This is a genomic window from Bradyrhizobium sp. LjRoot220, assembly GCF_964252915.1.
Classification (GTDB): domain Bacteria; phylum Pseudomonadota; class Alphaproteobacteria; order Rhizobiales; family Xanthobacteraceae; genus Bradyrhizobium.
Genome location: NZ_CAXUPS020000002.1, coordinates 433299 through 447473, shown reverse-complemented (window position 1 = coordinate 447473; position 14175 = coordinate 433299). Strand labels below are relative to the sequence as shown.

Here is a 14175-nt window from a genome sequence, read left to right as displayed (position 1 = left end):
CCTCTTACTCGGCGCTGCTGACCAGTTTCATCCGCGGCTTCACCTCATCGATCATGCCCTGATAGGTGTTGACATAATCGAGCGCCATTCGGCGAGCCGTAAAGCGCGTCTCGAAATGCCTCCGAATGGCCTGGCGATCCAGTTCCTCCAACCGCCCAACATCGGCAACCGCACTAATTTCATCCTCCACGATGAAGCCAGTCTTGCCGTCGTCGATGATTTCAGGAACCGATCCACGGTTGTAGGCGATCACAGGCGTGCCGCAGGCCATGGCTTCGATCATGACGAGGCCGAACGGCTCCGGCCAGTCGATCGGCAGCAGCAGCCCGATCGCCCCGCTCAGGAAATCGGCCTTCTCGTGGTCCCCGATTTCGCCGATAAACTCGATCAGCGGATGATCCATCATCGGCTTGATAATCGCATCGTAATATTCCTGGTCCGCGCGATCGACCTTTGCCGCAATTTTGAGCGGGATGCCGCAGCGTATTGCAATCCTGATCGCCCGGTCCACACCCTTCTCCGGCGCGATGCGGCCGAGGACGGCCAGATAGCTCGGCTTCACCGCCTGCGGCGTCAGCAAGTTCTCCGGCAGACCATGGTAAATGGTGTTGATGAAGTTTGCTTTCGGCACCGGCCGCCGCTGCGCATTTGAAATCGAAACAAGCGGAATCTTCGAGAACGTCGCGAACACCGGCTGATGCTCGGGAAGATCAAGCCTGCCATGCAGTGTGGTCAGGAACGGCGTTGGCTGCCTCGCAAAGAGCGAGAATGGATAGTAATCGAGATGGAAGTGAAGAAAGTCGAATTCTTCGTCGTCACATTTTTGCCTTACGCGCTCGAGCATCAACATGTGAAGTGCGTTGGGGTCCCGCACCGACCCATCCAGCCTCAAGGCCTTCGGCCATGTCGCATCCAGTTTGCCGGAGGTGCGAGAATCGCCGCTGGCGAATAGCGTGACCTCGTGGCCCAGAGCGACCAGTTCCTCGGTCAGCCAATAGACGACGCGTTCGGTGCCGCCATACAGCCTGGGCGGAACAGCCTCCGTCAACGGAGCAACCTGCGCGATGCGCATCCTAACAACCTCCTGGTCTTGGATCCTACTTTGAAAGCCCTCAGCCCGCGTGGCGCGGCATCGCCAGATCGGGGAACGTTTACGCAGATGCGAAGTTCCAACTGGGTACGTGACACTTCTCTCACACTGTCGTCTTGCTGATGCCATCACACGTGATCAGACTTCATGAGCAACCTTTGCTGCCAATTGTTGTGCAGTTGAGGCGTTGCTGCGCCATTCGAATGACAGCCATCGAGAGCGTCCGCGGTTCCGCCAGGAATTCCCGTTAATCTCCAACAGGTTTAGTAGACACATGGACAATCTTTCGGGATACGCGAACCGGCCGTTCCCTTTTGTAATGCGCTATCTGCGCCGGCGTCCCGCCTCGCATCTCGTGATCCTGATCACGGTCGTCGCGGCCGTTGGGTGTTCGGTCGGAACGCAATACGGCCTCAAATATCTCGTCGATGCCCTTGCTGCCGGACCGGCGCATGGCGCTGGTGTATGGCTGGCATTCGCTTTTCTCATAGCGCTGATCGGTTCTGACGTTTTGCTCTGGCGCGTCGCGAGCTGGACGGCGAGCTTCACCTTCGTCGGCGTCACCGGCGATCTGCGCCGGGACATGTTCCGCCATTTGACCGGGCACGCCCCGAGCTATTTCATCGATCGGCTTCCGGGCATGCTGACAAGCCGGATCACGGCCACTTCCAATGCCGTCTTCACGGTGGAGAACATGTTCGTCTGGAACGTGTTGCCGCCCTGTATCGCCACAATTGTGGCAATCGCGCTAATCGGAACCGTCAGCGTGCCGATGGCCGCCGGCATGGTCGTGATTGCAACGACCGTCCTCGTCGCCATGTTCCGGATCGCGGCCGCGGGCAAGCCGTTGCATGATGACTACGCCGACAAGGCCGCCGCCGTCGACGGCGAAATGGTCGACGTCATCAACAATATGCCGCTGGTGCGGGCGTTTTGCGGGCTCGACCACGAGCATAACCGCTTCGACAGCACCGTCGACCGCGAATTGACCGCGCGGGGCCGCAGCCTGCGCTATCTGGAAAAACTTCGGCTGACCCATGCGGTGATCACACTCGTGCTGACGCTCGCGCTGTTGTACTGGGCCGTCACGCTGTGGCAGAGCGGCAACGCCACGACCGGCGACGTGGTGCTGGTCTGCACGCTCGGCCTCTCCATCCTGCACGCCACCCGCGACCTGGCGGTGGCACTTGTCGATGTCACCCAGCACACGGCCCGGCTTTCGGAGGCGCTCGCTACCCTGCTGCAGCCACATGCGCTCCGCGACCATCCCGAGGCCGAACCGCTGGTCAAGAGCGGCGCCGCGATCAGCTTCAGGAACATCTCGTTCGCATATCCCGGCGGCGTCCAGGTGTTCGACAAATTCAACCTGCATCTTCGCGCAGGCCAGCGCGTCGGGCTGGTTGGCCAGTCCGGCGGCGGAAAATCCAGCCTGTTCGTGCTGTTGCAGCGCTTCTATGACGTCGACAATGGCAGCATCACCATCGACGGCCAGGATATCTCGCGGGTCACCCAGCAAAGCCTCCGCGAAGCCATATCGGTCGTGCCGCAGGACATCTCGATGTTCCACCGTACGATCCTGGAGAACATCCGCTACGGCCGTCCGACGGCGACCGACGACGAGGTCCTGCGCGCGGCCATCGCGGCGCGGTGCGACTTTGTCGAAAATTTGCCAGACGGCCTTGCCACCATGGTCGGTGACCGCGGCGTCAAGCTCTCCGGCGGCCAGCGGCAACGCATCGCGATCGCGCGCGCATTCCTGAAGGACGCGCCGATCCTGCTGCTCGACGAGGCCACGGCGGCGCTCGACAGCGAGTCCGAGGAAGCGATCCGCGAGGCGCTCGGCCGTCTGATGCGCGGCCGCACCGTGATCGCGATCGCGCATCGTCTCGCGACGCTGAGGAATTTCGATCGCGTCGTGGTGCTCAAGGACGGTAAGATCATCGAGGACGGCCCGCCGGACCGCCTGATGCGGGAAACCGGTCCGTACCGGCAGCTGGTGACGCAGGAAATGAACCGTCTCGCGACCCACGCGGCCTGACGTCGCGACGAGGAATTGAGGGCGCAGTCAGAATCGGCGTCGCGGCGTGCGGGGCGGTATCCGCAGGGGTTACAGGATACAGGACAGAGGTACGCAATGGCCACCAAAGCCAACGTCCAGCGGGCGGATTCTCCGCTCGCACAGCAGATCACGGAATCGCCGTTCTACATTCCGATGACCGGCCAGGCCGCACGGCCGCGCCGCACCCTCAAGCATGATGATACTTTTATCGTGCTCGACAGCCATGGCGACATCGGTGCTTCGGCCGGCGGTCCCGATGGACTGTTCAATGCCGATACGCGTTATCTGGCGCACCTCGAACTGGTGCTGAACCAGACCCAGCCATTGCTGCTTGGCTCCAACCTGCGCGACGACAATTCCGCGCTGACGATCGATCTCACCAATCCCGACATCTACGACGGCGACCGGATCGTCCTGCAAAAGGATCTGATCCACATCGTGCGCACCATCTTCCTGTGGCGCGGCACCGCCTATCAGCGGATCGCCGTGCAGAACCACGGCGACCGGGCCGCACACATCGATCTGTCATTCCTGTTCGACAATGATTTCGCCGATCTGTTCGAGGTGCGCGGCGCCAGGCGTCCGCGCCGCGGCACCGGCGCCAGCGAACTGCTCAGCCCCGCCGATGTCAGGTTCGAATACCACGGCCTCGACGGCAAGGCGCGGACCACCAATCTGCATTTCGACCCGCGCCCGACGCTGCTTGCGGTGAACAGCGCCACCTATCATCTCGCGCTCGATCCGCATCAGATTGCCTCGGTATTTGTTGCGGTCACCTGCAACCAGGCCGCGGAGCATCGGCCGGCGCCGTTCATGCATGGTCTGCTGGCGCATCGCCGCGAAATGCGCCGCTCGAGCGCGGGCGCCACCAGCGTGGAAACCTCGAACAGCATCTTCAATGAGGTGCTGTGCCAGTCGATGGCCGATCTCAACATGCTGATGACCGACACCGCGCATGGCCGTTATCCCTATGCCGGCATTCCCTGGTATTCGACCACGTTCGGCCGCGACGGCCTGATCACGGCGCTGCAGATGCTGTGGATCGACCCGCGCGTGGCCTGCGGCGTCCTCAAGCGGCTGGCCGCCTACCAGGCCACCGCCGTCGATGCCCTGAACGATGCCGAACCCGGCAAGATCCTGCATGAAATGCGCGGCGGCGAAATGGCGGCGCTGCGCGAGGTGCCGTTCGCGCAGTATTACGGCAGCGTGGATTCCACGGCGCTGTTCGTGCTGCTGGCCGGATTCTATTTCGAGCGCACCGGCGACGAGAACACGCTGCGCGAACTGTGGCCAGCGATCGAGGCCGCACTGGGCTGGATCGACGGCCCCGGCGACCCTGATCGTGACGGCTTTGTCGAGTATCAGCGCGCTTCCGACCAGGGCCTCGCCAATCAGGGCTGGAAGGATTCTTTCGACGCGGTCTTTCATGCCGACGGCCAACTGGCCGAAGGCCACATCGCCCTGTGCGAGGTTCAGGGTTACGTATACGCGGGCAAACGGCTGGCGGCGCGTTGCGCGCGCCGGCTTGGCTTTATCGAGAAGGCGCGAAGGCTCGACGAGCAGGCAACCCAACTTGCGCTGCGCTTTGAGGAGGCGTTCTGGTGTCCCGACATGGATACCTACGCGCTGGCGCTCGATGGCGCCAAGCGGCCGTGCAAGGTGCGAACGTCCAATGCCGGCCAGCTGCTATTCACCGGCATCCTTGGCGAAGACCGCGCGCGCATGGTCGCCGCCGACCTGATGCGGCCGCGCTTCTTCAGCGGCTGGGGCATTCGTACCGTGGCGCTCGGCGAGTCCCGCTACAATCCGATGTCCTACCACAACGGCTCGATCTGGCCGCACGACAACGCGCTGATCGCGCTGGGCCTTGCGCGCTACGGCCTGAAACATTCCGTCGAACATCTCTTCACGGGGCTGTTCGGCGCCGCGAGCTACATGGATCTGCGACGGCTGCCCGAATTGTTCTGCGGCTTCCGTCGCGAGCGGCGGTTCGGACCGACGCTTTATCCCGTGGCGTGCTCCCCGCAGGCGTGGGCGAGTGCGACGCCGTTCACGCTGCTGGAAGCCTGCCTCGGTCTGGAGTTCGATGCGCAGGGCGGGGAAATCCGCCTGCGCAATCCGCGTCTGCCGGAATTTCTGAACGAAGTGGTGCTGCGCGACCTGCGGCTCGGCGATTCCAGCGTCGACCTTCGCCTGCGCCGCCACGGCGACGATGTATCGCTCGAAATGATGCGGACGCGCGGCCGGATACAGGTCTCGATCGTGCTGTCGCGCTGACGGCGGTCGTATCCACGGAAATGCCGACGAACCGGCTGCGGCCGGCGCGTCAGCCGTCGCGCCACCATGAACAGCTTTCAGGAGACCGCATGCGTACAGGGCAAACGATCACGGCAGCCGTTCTGATGTGGGGCGCGATATCGCTCGGCACACTGGCGCTCGCGCAGGAGCCGGACAAGGGCCCGGCTCCTGCCGCGCCGGGTCCGGCGGCGAAGACCCCGCCGGATGCTCCGAAGGAGCCGGCGCCCCCGCCTTCCGTCACCGTCATCCGGGCCGCGGACGCCCGCGGGATCCTCGGACGCGATGTCCGCAGCACGGCCGGCGAGAACATGGGGCGCATCGTCGACGTGATCGTCGATCGGTCCGGCACCGTGCGCGCCGCGGTGATCGATTTCGGCGGCTTTCTCGGCGTCGGCAGCCGCAAGATCGTCGTCGACTGGAGTGCGCTTCATTTCGGACAGGTCACCAACAAGAAGGAGAGCATCACGCTCGAACTGAACCTCGAGCAGGTCAAGGCCGCGCCCGAATACAAGGAGGATACGCAGATTGTCGTGCTCGGTGCCTCCGGCAGCCTGCAACCCCTGCAATTCGACCATTGACGGCGGAGGAGAATTCCACTGTTCGCGCGCTCGCACTCACGCCCCCCGGATATGACCGATGAGGCGCGGCGCGCCCCGTCAATCGGTGAGGCGCAGGCGCGCGACACGTCCCCGCCCCCGCCCCCGCCGACATCGCCCGAACCTCACCCCTCGCCGCAAAGCCAGCGCGGCCTCGACTGGTTCATCTTCTTTCTTGCCGACGTTCAGACCGGCTTTGGTCCGTTCGTCGCGGTCTATCTGACGACGCAGAAATGGACCCAGGTCGAGATCGGTCTGGTGCTGTCGATCGGCGGCATCGTCGGGCTGCTCGGCCAGATGCCAGGCGGCGCCATCATCGATGCTGCACGGAGAGAACGTCTGGTCGCCGGTTTCGCGGTCGCCGCGATCGGCATCGCAGCACTGGCCTATGCGGCGTGGCCGATCTTTCCGGTGATCGCGGCGGCGGCGACACTGCACGCGATGGCCAGTTGCGTGCTCGGCCCGGCGATCGCGGCGATCAGCCTTGGACTGGTCGGACCGGCCGCGATCGGCGAACGGCTCGGGCGCAATGCCAGATATGCCTCGCTCGGCAACGGCTTTGCCGCCGCGCTGATGGGCGCCTGCGGCTATTTCCTGTCCAGCCGCTCGGTCTTTCTCGCCACCTTCGTTCTGGTGATCTTCACCATCCTGGCGCTGGCCCGGATCAGGGATCGCGAAATCGATCCGGAACAGGCCCATGGCGCGATCGTCCGCGCCAAGCCGGACCCCGAAGCCACCAGCGTGCTGCATTTGCTGCGCCAGCGCCCGCTCCTGATCTTTGCCGGCGCCATCTTGCTGCTGCAGCTCGCCAATGCCGCGATGCTGCCCTTGATGGCGGGCATCGTGACGACGCGTTCGAGCCAGTGGGCGCCGGTGCTGATCGCGGCGTGCATCATCATTCCGCAGGCGATCGTGGCCCTGACCTCGCCATCGGTGGGCCGCAAGGCGCAGCAATGGGGGCGCCGGCCGCTGCTCCTGATCGGCTTTAGTGCGCTCGCCATTCGTGGCGTGCTGTTCGCAACCGTCACCGATCCCTACGCGCTGGTGGCGGTGCAGATATTCGACGGCATCACCGCCGCGGTGTTCGGCGTCCTGGTCCCGCTGATCGTCGCCGATATCGCCTTCGGCAGCGGGCATTTCAACCTCGCCCAGGGCGTGGTGGGAACGGCGACCGGAATCGGCGCTTCCTGCAGCAATGTCCTGGCAGGCTATGTCAGCGACCACCTCGGACATAGCGTGGCTTTCCTCGGCCTGTCCGCCATTGCATGCGTCGGGCTTTGTCTGATCGCGTTTGTGATGCCGGAGACGAAGCGGGTGTGAGGAAGGCCGTCGTTCCGGGATGGTCCGAAGGACCAGACCCGGAATCTCGAGATTCCGGGTTCGCTTCGCGCCCCGGAATGACGGCGTTTCACGCCGTCAATTCCACCGTCTTGAATTCCGCCGGCAAAATCACTTCCAGCAATTCGACGTCGTCGGAATAATCCATGATCAGATGCCTGATGCGCGGCGGCTGGGTCCAGGCGCTGCCCTGCTTCATCAGGGTCTCGCCCTGGCCTTCCATGTAGGTCTTCACCCAGCCCTTGAGCACGTAGACCATCTGGAATTCGACGTCGTGGTAATGCAGCTTTGAAACTTCCTGGGGGTTGCAGGGGCCGATCAACCGGATCACATGCGCCTGTGCCAGGCCATGGGTCGCCGCCGCAATGCCGAGATCGCGATATTGCGCGTAGGTGCGCAAACCGTCGGCTTTGAAATCCTCTTCGCGGTGATGGCTGATGGCGATGCGCTGCTTCGGCCGCGCCTTGGTTGCGGCCTTCGCTGCCTTGGCCGTCGTCTTGGGCTTGGCCGCGGCCACACGGCCTTTTGACTTGATGGTCTTGCGGGCCGAGGATTTGGCTGCGCTGCCAAGGCCGGTCCATTTTTTCTTCACCGCGGTTTTGGCTACGGCTTTTGATGTCGCCTTTTGCTTGGCCATTGGTACCCTCCCGTTTGTTTGATGGCGGGAGGCTAGCACAAAATCGATTTCGTAGGGTGGGTTAGCCCAACGGGTCCGCGCAAAGCGCGGCCCGATGACAGGCTCCGGCGTAACCCACCGCGACACAACGACCGAAGATGGTGGGTTACGGCTTCGCCTAACCCACCCTACAAATCCCGCGTCTCAATGCAGCCTGAACACGCCGTCCACGGCGCGAAGCTCAGCCGGCTTGATCAGCTTGGAATGCGCCACGGTGACCGAATAAAGCGGGCCATCGAGCTTCTCCTGCCAGAAGGCCAGAAAGTCCTTCAGCGCGGGAAATTTCGGAAACAGATCGTAATTCTGCCAGACGTAGGTTTGTAGGAGCGAGGGATGATCCGGCAGCCGATACAGAATTTGCGCCGTCGTCAGACCATAACCCAGCACCTGCTTCCGGAAATCGTCGGAAACAACCCCAACCCGCGAGACCATGCCAACCTCCATTATAGGAAGCGCATTTCACGTGGTGGCCGCACCGAGCCACCCCGGCGGAGATGCGCTCACATGAGAGAAATGTGACGCACGATACCAACCCATCACAAGCCTAAATGTTTAATGAACTGTTGAAAATTCATGCGTTAGCAGCAGCTTACCGCATGTGCTAATACGGGGGCGGCGGTTGTTTACCCTGATTAATCATGATGAATGAAATTGGCAGCCGTCATATTTGAGTGCCAATTTTTCTGCTAGAAGCCCTTGTCCCCCGCACAAGACTGGCCTAGATCAGCACCATCCGGCTGGCACTCGCCTGCCCGGACTGCCAAAATTCCAGAATTCGACAACAGTTGCAAAAACTTAGGAGGACTGCATGAAATTCCGTCCGCTTCACGACCGCGTCGTGGTCAAGCGCATCGACGCCGAAGAGAAGACCGCTGGCGGCATCATCATTCCGGACAGTGCCAAGGAAAAGCCCTCCCAGGGCGAAATCACCGCCGTGGGCCCGGGTGGCCGTGACGAGGCTGGCAAGCTGATCCCGATCGACCTCAAGGTCGGCGACCGCGTTCTGTTCGGCAAGTGGTCGGGCACCGAGGTCAAGATCGACGGCCAGGAGCTGCTGATCATGAAGGAAAGCGACATCATGGGCGTCCTCACCGACGTTCCCGCGACCAAGAAGAAGGCCGCCTAAGCCAACCCCGCACACGCTCACCCCTGAGGAGCGCCTGCGCGGCGCTCCCCGACAAGGGTGAGACACCAAGTTCAACTCAGGGAAATCAAATATGTCAGCTAAAGAAGTCAAATTCGGCGTTGATGCCCGCGACCGCATGCTGCGCGGCGTCGACATTCTCGCCAACGCGGTGAAGGTCACCCTCGGCCCCAAGGGCCGCAACGTCGTGCTCGACAAGTCGTTCGGCGCTCCCCGCATCACCAAGGACGGCGTCACCGTCGCCAAGGAAATCGAACTTGAAGACAAGTTCGAGAACATGGGCGCGCAGATGGTGCGCGAAGTCGCTTCCAAGTCCGCAGATGCGGCTGGCGACGGCACCACCACCGCAACCGTGCTCGCGGCTGCGATCGTCCGTGAAGGCGCCAAGTCGGTTGCCGCCGGCATGAACCCGATGGATCTGAAGCGCGGTATCGATCTGGCTGTCGAAGCCGTGGTCGCCGACCTCGTCAAGAACTCCAAGAAGGTGACCTCGAACGAGGAAATCGCCCAGGTCGGTACCATCTCCGCCAACGGCGACGCCGAAATCGGCAAGTTCCTCGCCGACGCCATGAAGAAGGTCGGCAACGAGGGCGTCATCACGGTTGAAGAAGCCAAGTCGCTCGAGACCGAACTGGACGTCGTCGAAGGTATGCAGTTCGACCGCGGCTACATCTCGCCCTACTTCGTCACCAACGCCGACAAGATGCGCGTTGAAATGGACGACGCCTACATCCTGATCAACGAGAAGAAGCTCTCCTCGCTGAACGAGCTGCTGCCGCTGCTCGAAGCCGTGGTGCAGACCGGCAAGCCGCTGGTCATCGTCGCGGAAGACGTCGAAGGCGAAGCGCTCGCCACCCTCGTCGTCAACCGCCTGCGTGGTGGCCTCAAGGTCGCGGCCGTCAAGGCTCCGGGCTTCGGCGATCGCCGCAAGGCCATGCTGCAGGACATCGCGGTTCTGACCGGTGGTCAGGCGATCTCGGAAGATCTCGGCATCAAGCTCGAGAACGTCACGCTGCAGATGCTCGGTCGCGCCAAGAAGGTGATGATCGACAAGGAAAACACCACCATCGTCAACGGCGCCGGCAAGAAGGCCGACATCGAAGCGCGCGTTCAGCAGATCAAGGCGCAGATCGAGGAAACCACCTCGGACTACGACCGTGAGAAGCTGCAGGAGCGTCTGGCCAAGCTTGCAGGCGGCGTCGCGGTGATCCGCGTCGGCGGCGCGACCGAAGTTGAAGTCAAGGAGCGCAAGGATCGCGTGGATGACGCGATGCATGCGACCCGTGCAGCGGTTGAAGAAGGCATCGTGCCGGGCGGCGGCGTCGCCCTGCTGCGCGCCTCCGAGCAGCTCAAGCGCATCAAGACGGCGAACGACGACCAGAAGACCGGCGTCGAGATCGTGCGCAAGGCGCTGTCCGCGCCGGCCCGCCAGATCGCAATCAACGCCGGTGAAGACGGCTCGGTCATCGTCGGCAAGATCCTCGAGAAGGATCAGTACGCCTACGGTTTCGACTCGCAGACCGGCGAATACGGCAACCTGGTCTCCAAGGGCATCATCGACCCGACCAAGGTGGTTCGTGCGGCGATCCAGAACGCAGCGTCAGTTGCGGCTCTGCTGATCACCACCGAAGCCATGATCGCCGAACTGCCGAAGAAGAACGCCGGCGGCGGCGCGGGCGGCATGCCCCCCGGCGGCGGCATGGGCGGCATGGATTTCTAAGTCCAGCCATCCAGGCGAACGTCAAGAAATGCAAAACCCCGGCAGCGATGCCGGGGTTTTTGTTGGGGGGATTCTCGACGGGCAGAAATCTCTCAATCGTCATTCCGGGACGCGCCGCTTGGCGCGGGCCCGGAATCCATACGCCCGATCGTGGTTAGGGATTTCCGGGCACGCTCCGCGCCACGGAATGACGCCGGGGCTTCAACTCGCTATTCCCGGATACAAATCAACCCACCCCGGATTCTGCTCCTCGATCAAACGAACTTTCCAGTCACGCCGCCACTTCTTCAGGTCTTTCTCACGCGCGATGGCTGTCGGCGCATCATCGTAAATCTCAAACCACACCAACTTGTCGACATCGTAACGCGTGGTAAAGCCGGGCGCGACCTTCGATTTGTGCTCGTACACTCGACGCACGATGTCGTTGGTCACGCCGAGATAGAGCGTGCCGTGCTTTTTGCTGGCGAGAAGATAGACGTAGTATGACATCGGAGGCTTCTCCCTCGTCATTCCGGAGCGCGCGAAGCGCGAGCCCGGAATCCATAACCACGATCGTGAGTATGGATTCCGGGCCCGCGCCAAGCGGCGCGTCCCGGAATGACGGAGGATAGATTATGACTGCCCTGTCTTTCAATACGTGCGGTAGTGCCTCATTCCTCCGGTGCGCGGTCTGAGGCCTGCTGATCTGCACCTTCGTGATCTCAAGGTGAAATACGGCATCGTGCCGAATGACCCGCAGGCGAAGGGCCGCCCGTGGGCGACCCTTCCTGTTACGCGCTTTCCGCCGGCTTCAGGCGAACCAGCTTGTTGAGCAGGGCGTCAAAACCCTGCCCGTCGCCCGCATGCAGGTCGATGCGGCCGACCTTCTCCACCAGCCGCTCGAGCGACTCCAGCTCCTTGAGCCGCAGCAGCAGCGGGTTCTCTTCCATCAGCTTGGCGGTGTTCAGGAGCGAACGCGTCGCCGCGGTCTCTTCCTGGCGGCGGATCAGATTGGCCTTCGCCACCCGCTCCGCCTCCACCACCTTGTTGACCAGCTCGCGGATCTCGCCGGGAAGGATCACGTCCTTCACGCCGAGCTCTGTCACCTCGACACCGCTGTCCGTGATACGTTCGCGGACATAATCCCGAAGCTCCGCATCGAGTGCTGCCTTTGCCGACAGCACCTCGTCGAGCGTGCGGCCGGCAACCGCCTCGCGGATCGCGAACTGCACCAGGCGGTACAGCCACGCATCCACGTCCGGCACCGCGGCGACGACCCGCTCCGGATCGACGATCCGGCGGAACGCCGTCAAGGTTACCCGCAGCGCGATGCGGTCCCTGGTCAGCATTTCCTGCGCGGTGATCTCGACCGCCTGGGGCCGCAGATCGAGGCGCTTGACCTCGATCTTGCGGCCGACGGTCCAGAACGCGTGGCGGCCCGGCGCGAGCCGTTCCGTCAGCCGGCCCTCGACATAGAGCAGACCGGCTTCGTGGTTCTCGACCACTGCTTCGGTGACGACCGCCGAACGGTTGCGATCGATCATCGCCAGGTGATGTGCGCTGACACGAGGGTCGCCGGTCAGGTCGATGCGTTCGACATCGATTGACGTTGCGACCTTCCAGTAGACGCGTGCCTGCCAGGGCGTCATCAGCTGCATCGGACGGCCGTCGAGGTTGACGATGGCGACTTCATCCGCCTTGGTCTCGACCGCCTCGAACAGCTCGGCCGCAAGATCGGGCCGCGCAGCCTTCAGCACCAGGTAACGCTCCGCCGGAAATTCGGCGCGAACCACCTTGAACACCTCGGCCGTCAGTTCGTTGCGCGGATCGAACAGGCGATGCCGGCCGGGTTCGAGCACGCGCTCGAGCCTGCCGCTGCGCGTCAGCAACGCGCGCTCGCCATCCTTCACCGTCACATGCGTCATCAGGAAATGCCAGTTCATGGCACACCTCCGTCATTGGCGTTCCGGCCATGGCCGGAAAGCTGGTTTCATCTTGAAGGAACGGAGGACCGGACGGCGCTTCCTGAAAGTCCGGCGGGCCGTGGTTTGAGCTTGCATGACGACGGGCGCACGCGCGCAATCGCCCGACACATGTCGGGCGTTCGAACGGTGTTCCCGGCGTCAGCGCAAGCGGTATCCACCGCGGCGCAGAGCCGTTCGTACAGTGTCTGGGTTCGGACGAAGAGCCTTGCGGCAATGCGGCCGGACTGCGACTGAAGCGCGCGTCCGGTCCCCTTCAATGGGAATTCAGTTTTTCAGGCTGAACCGGAGCGTTGGAACGGGATTCGAACCCGCGTCATGATGATTAGCAGTCATCTGCTCTACCACTGAGCTATCCTTCTGTTGAGCAAGCGACCGGAATCGAACCGATGCCTTCGGGTATCACCCCGACGCTCTCCATGAGCTACAACTTGCGTCTTCGTTCGGCGGAACACGAAAACCGGAAACCGGCCCGCGCCAGTCGGGATCTCAGAGAGCCCGAACCCATGGCCTAGCGAAGGACCGGGCTAATAGACGAAACATCTTTCGGTTGCAAGGGCGATTTTGAGGCTTCGGAGGAGCTGTGACTTCCCCGCCACAGCCATTCGAAGCACAATTAAAAATTGCAATCATCGCGCCATGAATATTAATCAGCCCCGCGGGCAAATCACTTCGTGTTTTCAGAACTCATGTCAAGCCCTGAAATAAAAAATATTTCGCTTTTACAGAATGGAAAATTGAGATATACCCTTGGCCATCCCGTCCTACTCAGAAGGGCGTCGGCCGTCGTCACGGACGTTGGACGGGTTGCGGTGGACGCTGAAGTCACGGAGACGACCGTGGCGGATAGCGTACGGCGAAGACGTGTGGTCCTGACGTCGCGGTGCTGGCGTCAATGCACCTGGAGGCAATAGCTTCGAGGGCGCTACGGAGGCAAAAGAGCCGTTCTCCGGGGAGAGCTCGTTATAAGCCGTAAAGCCATTGCGCAGGGAAGGCCGGGTGTTCACCGCTGCCCTGTATGCTCGTGTGCATTTTGTTTTCTACCCCCCGCACACGGGACCGCGGGTGCAGCGCGCACCCGGTCTTCCCTGCGCCCTCTGTTTGGAGAGGGCGGGAAGTTTCTAGCAAAGCTCGGGCGCAACGCGTCGCGAGACCGCGAAGGTGCGTTTGGACACCTCAGTGCAACAACAAGCACCCTGTCGTCCCGGCCTTGAGCCGGGACCCATAACCCCAGGGAGAAGTTTTGCGAAAGGTCTCTACTACCGAGGCTTCATCGAGAGATCACGCGGTGGG

The 14175-nt window shown here is 62.5% G+C and carries 11 protein-coding genes and 2 tRNA genes; 6 read left to right on the top strand and 7 right to left on the bottom strand.

Annotated features, from left to right (window positions below):
* Nucleotides 1-4 precede the first annotated feature (4 nt).
* Complete coding sequence (locus ACSQ84_RS10460) at nt 5-1072, bottom strand: glycosyltransferase family 4 protein (RefSeq protein ID WP_436212262.1); 1068 nt, start codon at nt 1070-1072, stop codon at nt 5-7.
* Between the two features lie 292 nt (nt 1073-1364).
* On the opposite strand from ACSQ84_RS10460, the gene ACSQ84_RS10455 reads away from it, so the two are divergent.
* The 4 genes from ACSQ84_RS10455 (at nt 1365) to ACSQ84_RS10440 (ending at nt 7363) form a co-directional block, all read left to right on the top strand.
* Entirely contained in the window at nt 1365-3128 is a 1764-nt protein-coding gene (locus ACSQ84_RS10455; protein WP_436211586.1) for an ABC transporter ATP-binding protein, read from the top strand.
* Nucleotides 3129-3224: 96 nt separating this feature from the next.
* Nucleotides 3225-5426, top strand: coding sequence for an amylo-alpha-1,6-glucosidase (locus ACSQ84_RS10450; RefSeq protein WP_436211585.1), 2202 nt, complete (start codon nt 3225-3227; stop codon nt 5424-5426).
* A 125-nt stretch (nt 5427-5551) separates the two neighbouring features.
* Complete coding sequence (locus ACSQ84_RS10445; RefSeq protein ID WP_436212261.1) at nt 5552-6025, top strand: PRC-barrel domain-containing protein; 474 nt, start codon at nt 5552-5554, stop codon at nt 6023-6025.
* Nucleotides 6026-6076: 51 nt separating this feature from the next.
* Nucleotides 6077-7363: an MFS transporter gene (locus tag ACSQ84_RS10440; protein WP_436211584.1), complete on the top strand. Its 1287-nt coding sequence runs from the start codon at nt 6077-6079 to the stop codon at nt 7361-7363.
* Nucleotides 7364-7451: 88 nt separating this feature from the next.
* Here ACSQ84_RS10440 and ACSQ84_RS10435 read toward each other — a convergent pair whose 3' ends face one another.
* Nucleotides 7452-8018 (bottom strand): cupin domain-containing protein, encoded by a 567-nt coding sequence (locus tag ACSQ84_RS10435; RefSeq protein ID WP_436211583.1) that lies wholly within the window; start codon nt 8016-8018, stop codon nt 7452-7454.
* 183 nt (nt 8019-8201) lie between these two features.
* Nucleotides 8202-8489, bottom strand: a complete 288-nt coding sequence (locus ACSQ84_RS10430; protein WP_211996272.1) for an usg protein — start codon at nt 8487-8489, stop codon at nt 8202-8204.
* A 376-nt stretch (nt 8490-8865) separates the two neighbouring features.
* Between ACSQ84_RS10430 and ACSQ84_RS10425 the strand changes: the two genes are divergently transcribed.
* Nucleotides 8866-9183: a co-chaperone GroES gene (locus ACSQ84_RS10425; RefSeq protein WP_436211582.1), complete on the top strand. Its 318-nt coding sequence runs from the start codon at nt 8866-8868 to the stop codon at nt 9181-9183.
* A gap of 91 nt (nt 9184-9274) precedes the next feature.
* Nucleotides 9275-10921, top strand: a complete 1647-nt coding sequence (gene groL / locus ACSQ84_RS10420; RefSeq protein ID WP_436211581.1) for a chaperonin GroEL — start codon at nt 9275-9277, stop codon at nt 10919-10921.
* 201 nt (nt 10922-11122) lie between these two features.
* Here the strand turns inward: groL and ACSQ84_RS10415 are convergent, their stop codons facing one another.
* The 4 genes from ACSQ84_RS10415 to ACSQ84_RS10400 form a co-directional block, all read right to left on the bottom strand.
* Nucleotides 11123-11410, bottom strand: coding sequence for a GIY-YIG nuclease family protein (locus ACSQ84_RS10415; protein ID WP_436211580.1), 288 nt, complete (start codon nt 11408-11410; stop codon nt 11123-11125).
* A gap of 281 nt (nt 11411-11691) precedes the next feature.
* A complete protein-coding gene (locus tag ACSQ84_RS10410) occupies nt 11692-12843 on the bottom strand; it encodes a slipin family protein (RefSeq protein WP_436211579.1) in 1152 nt (383 codons plus the stop codon).
* A 333-nt stretch (nt 12844-13176) separates the two neighbouring features.
* Nucleotides 13177-13240: transfer RNA gene (locus tag ACSQ84_RS10405), tRNA-Ser, on the bottom strand.
* An 8-nt stretch (nt 13241-13248) separates the two neighbouring features.
* Nucleotides 13249-13317: transfer RNA gene (locus ACSQ84_RS10400), tRNA-Ser, on the bottom strand.
* Nucleotides 13318-14175: the final 858 nt, after the last annotated feature.

Coding starts and splice junctions, on each gene's coding strand:
- ACSQ84_RS10460 (WP_436212262.1), bottom strand. CDS start 1,072: ATGCGCATCGCGCAGGTTGCTCCGTTGACGGAGGCTGTTCCGCCCAGG.
- ACSQ84_RS10455 (WP_436211586.1), top strand. CDS start 1,365: ATGGACAATCTTTCGGGATACGCGAACCGGCCGTTCCCTTTTGTAATG.
- ACSQ84_RS10450 (WP_436211585.1), top strand. CDS start 3,225: ATGGCCACCAAAGCCAACGTCCAGCGGGCGGATTCTCCGCTCGCACAG.
- ACSQ84_RS10445 (WP_436212261.1), top strand. CDS start 5,552: ATGTGGGGCGCGATATCGCTCGGCACACTGGCGCTCGCGCAGGAGCCG.
- ACSQ84_RS10440 (WP_436211584.1), top strand. CDS start 6,077: ATGACCGATGAGGCGCGGCGCGCCCCGTCAATCGGTGAGGCGCAGGCG.
- ACSQ84_RS10435 (WP_436211583.1), bottom strand. CDS start 8,018: ATGGCCAAGCAAAAGGCGACATCAAAAGCCGTAGCCAAAACCGCGGTG.
- ACSQ84_RS10430 (WP_211996272.1), bottom strand. CDS start 8,489: ATGGTCTCGCGGGTTGGGGTTGTTTCCGACGATTTCCGGAAGCAGGTG.
- ACSQ84_RS10425 (WP_436211582.1), top strand. CDS start 8,866: ATGAAATTCCGTCCGCTTCACGACCGCGTCGTGGTCAAGCGCATCGAC.
- groL (WP_436211581.1), top strand. CDS start 9,275: ATGTCAGCTAAAGAAGTCAAATTCGGCGTTGATGCCCGCGACCGCATG.
- ACSQ84_RS10415 (WP_436211580.1), bottom strand. CDS start 11,410: ATGTCATACTACGTCTATCTTCTCGCCAGCAAAAAGCACGGCACGCTC.
- ACSQ84_RS10410 (WP_436211579.1), bottom strand. CDS start 12,843: ATGAACTGGCATTTCCTGATGACGCATGTGACGGTGAAGGATGGCGAG.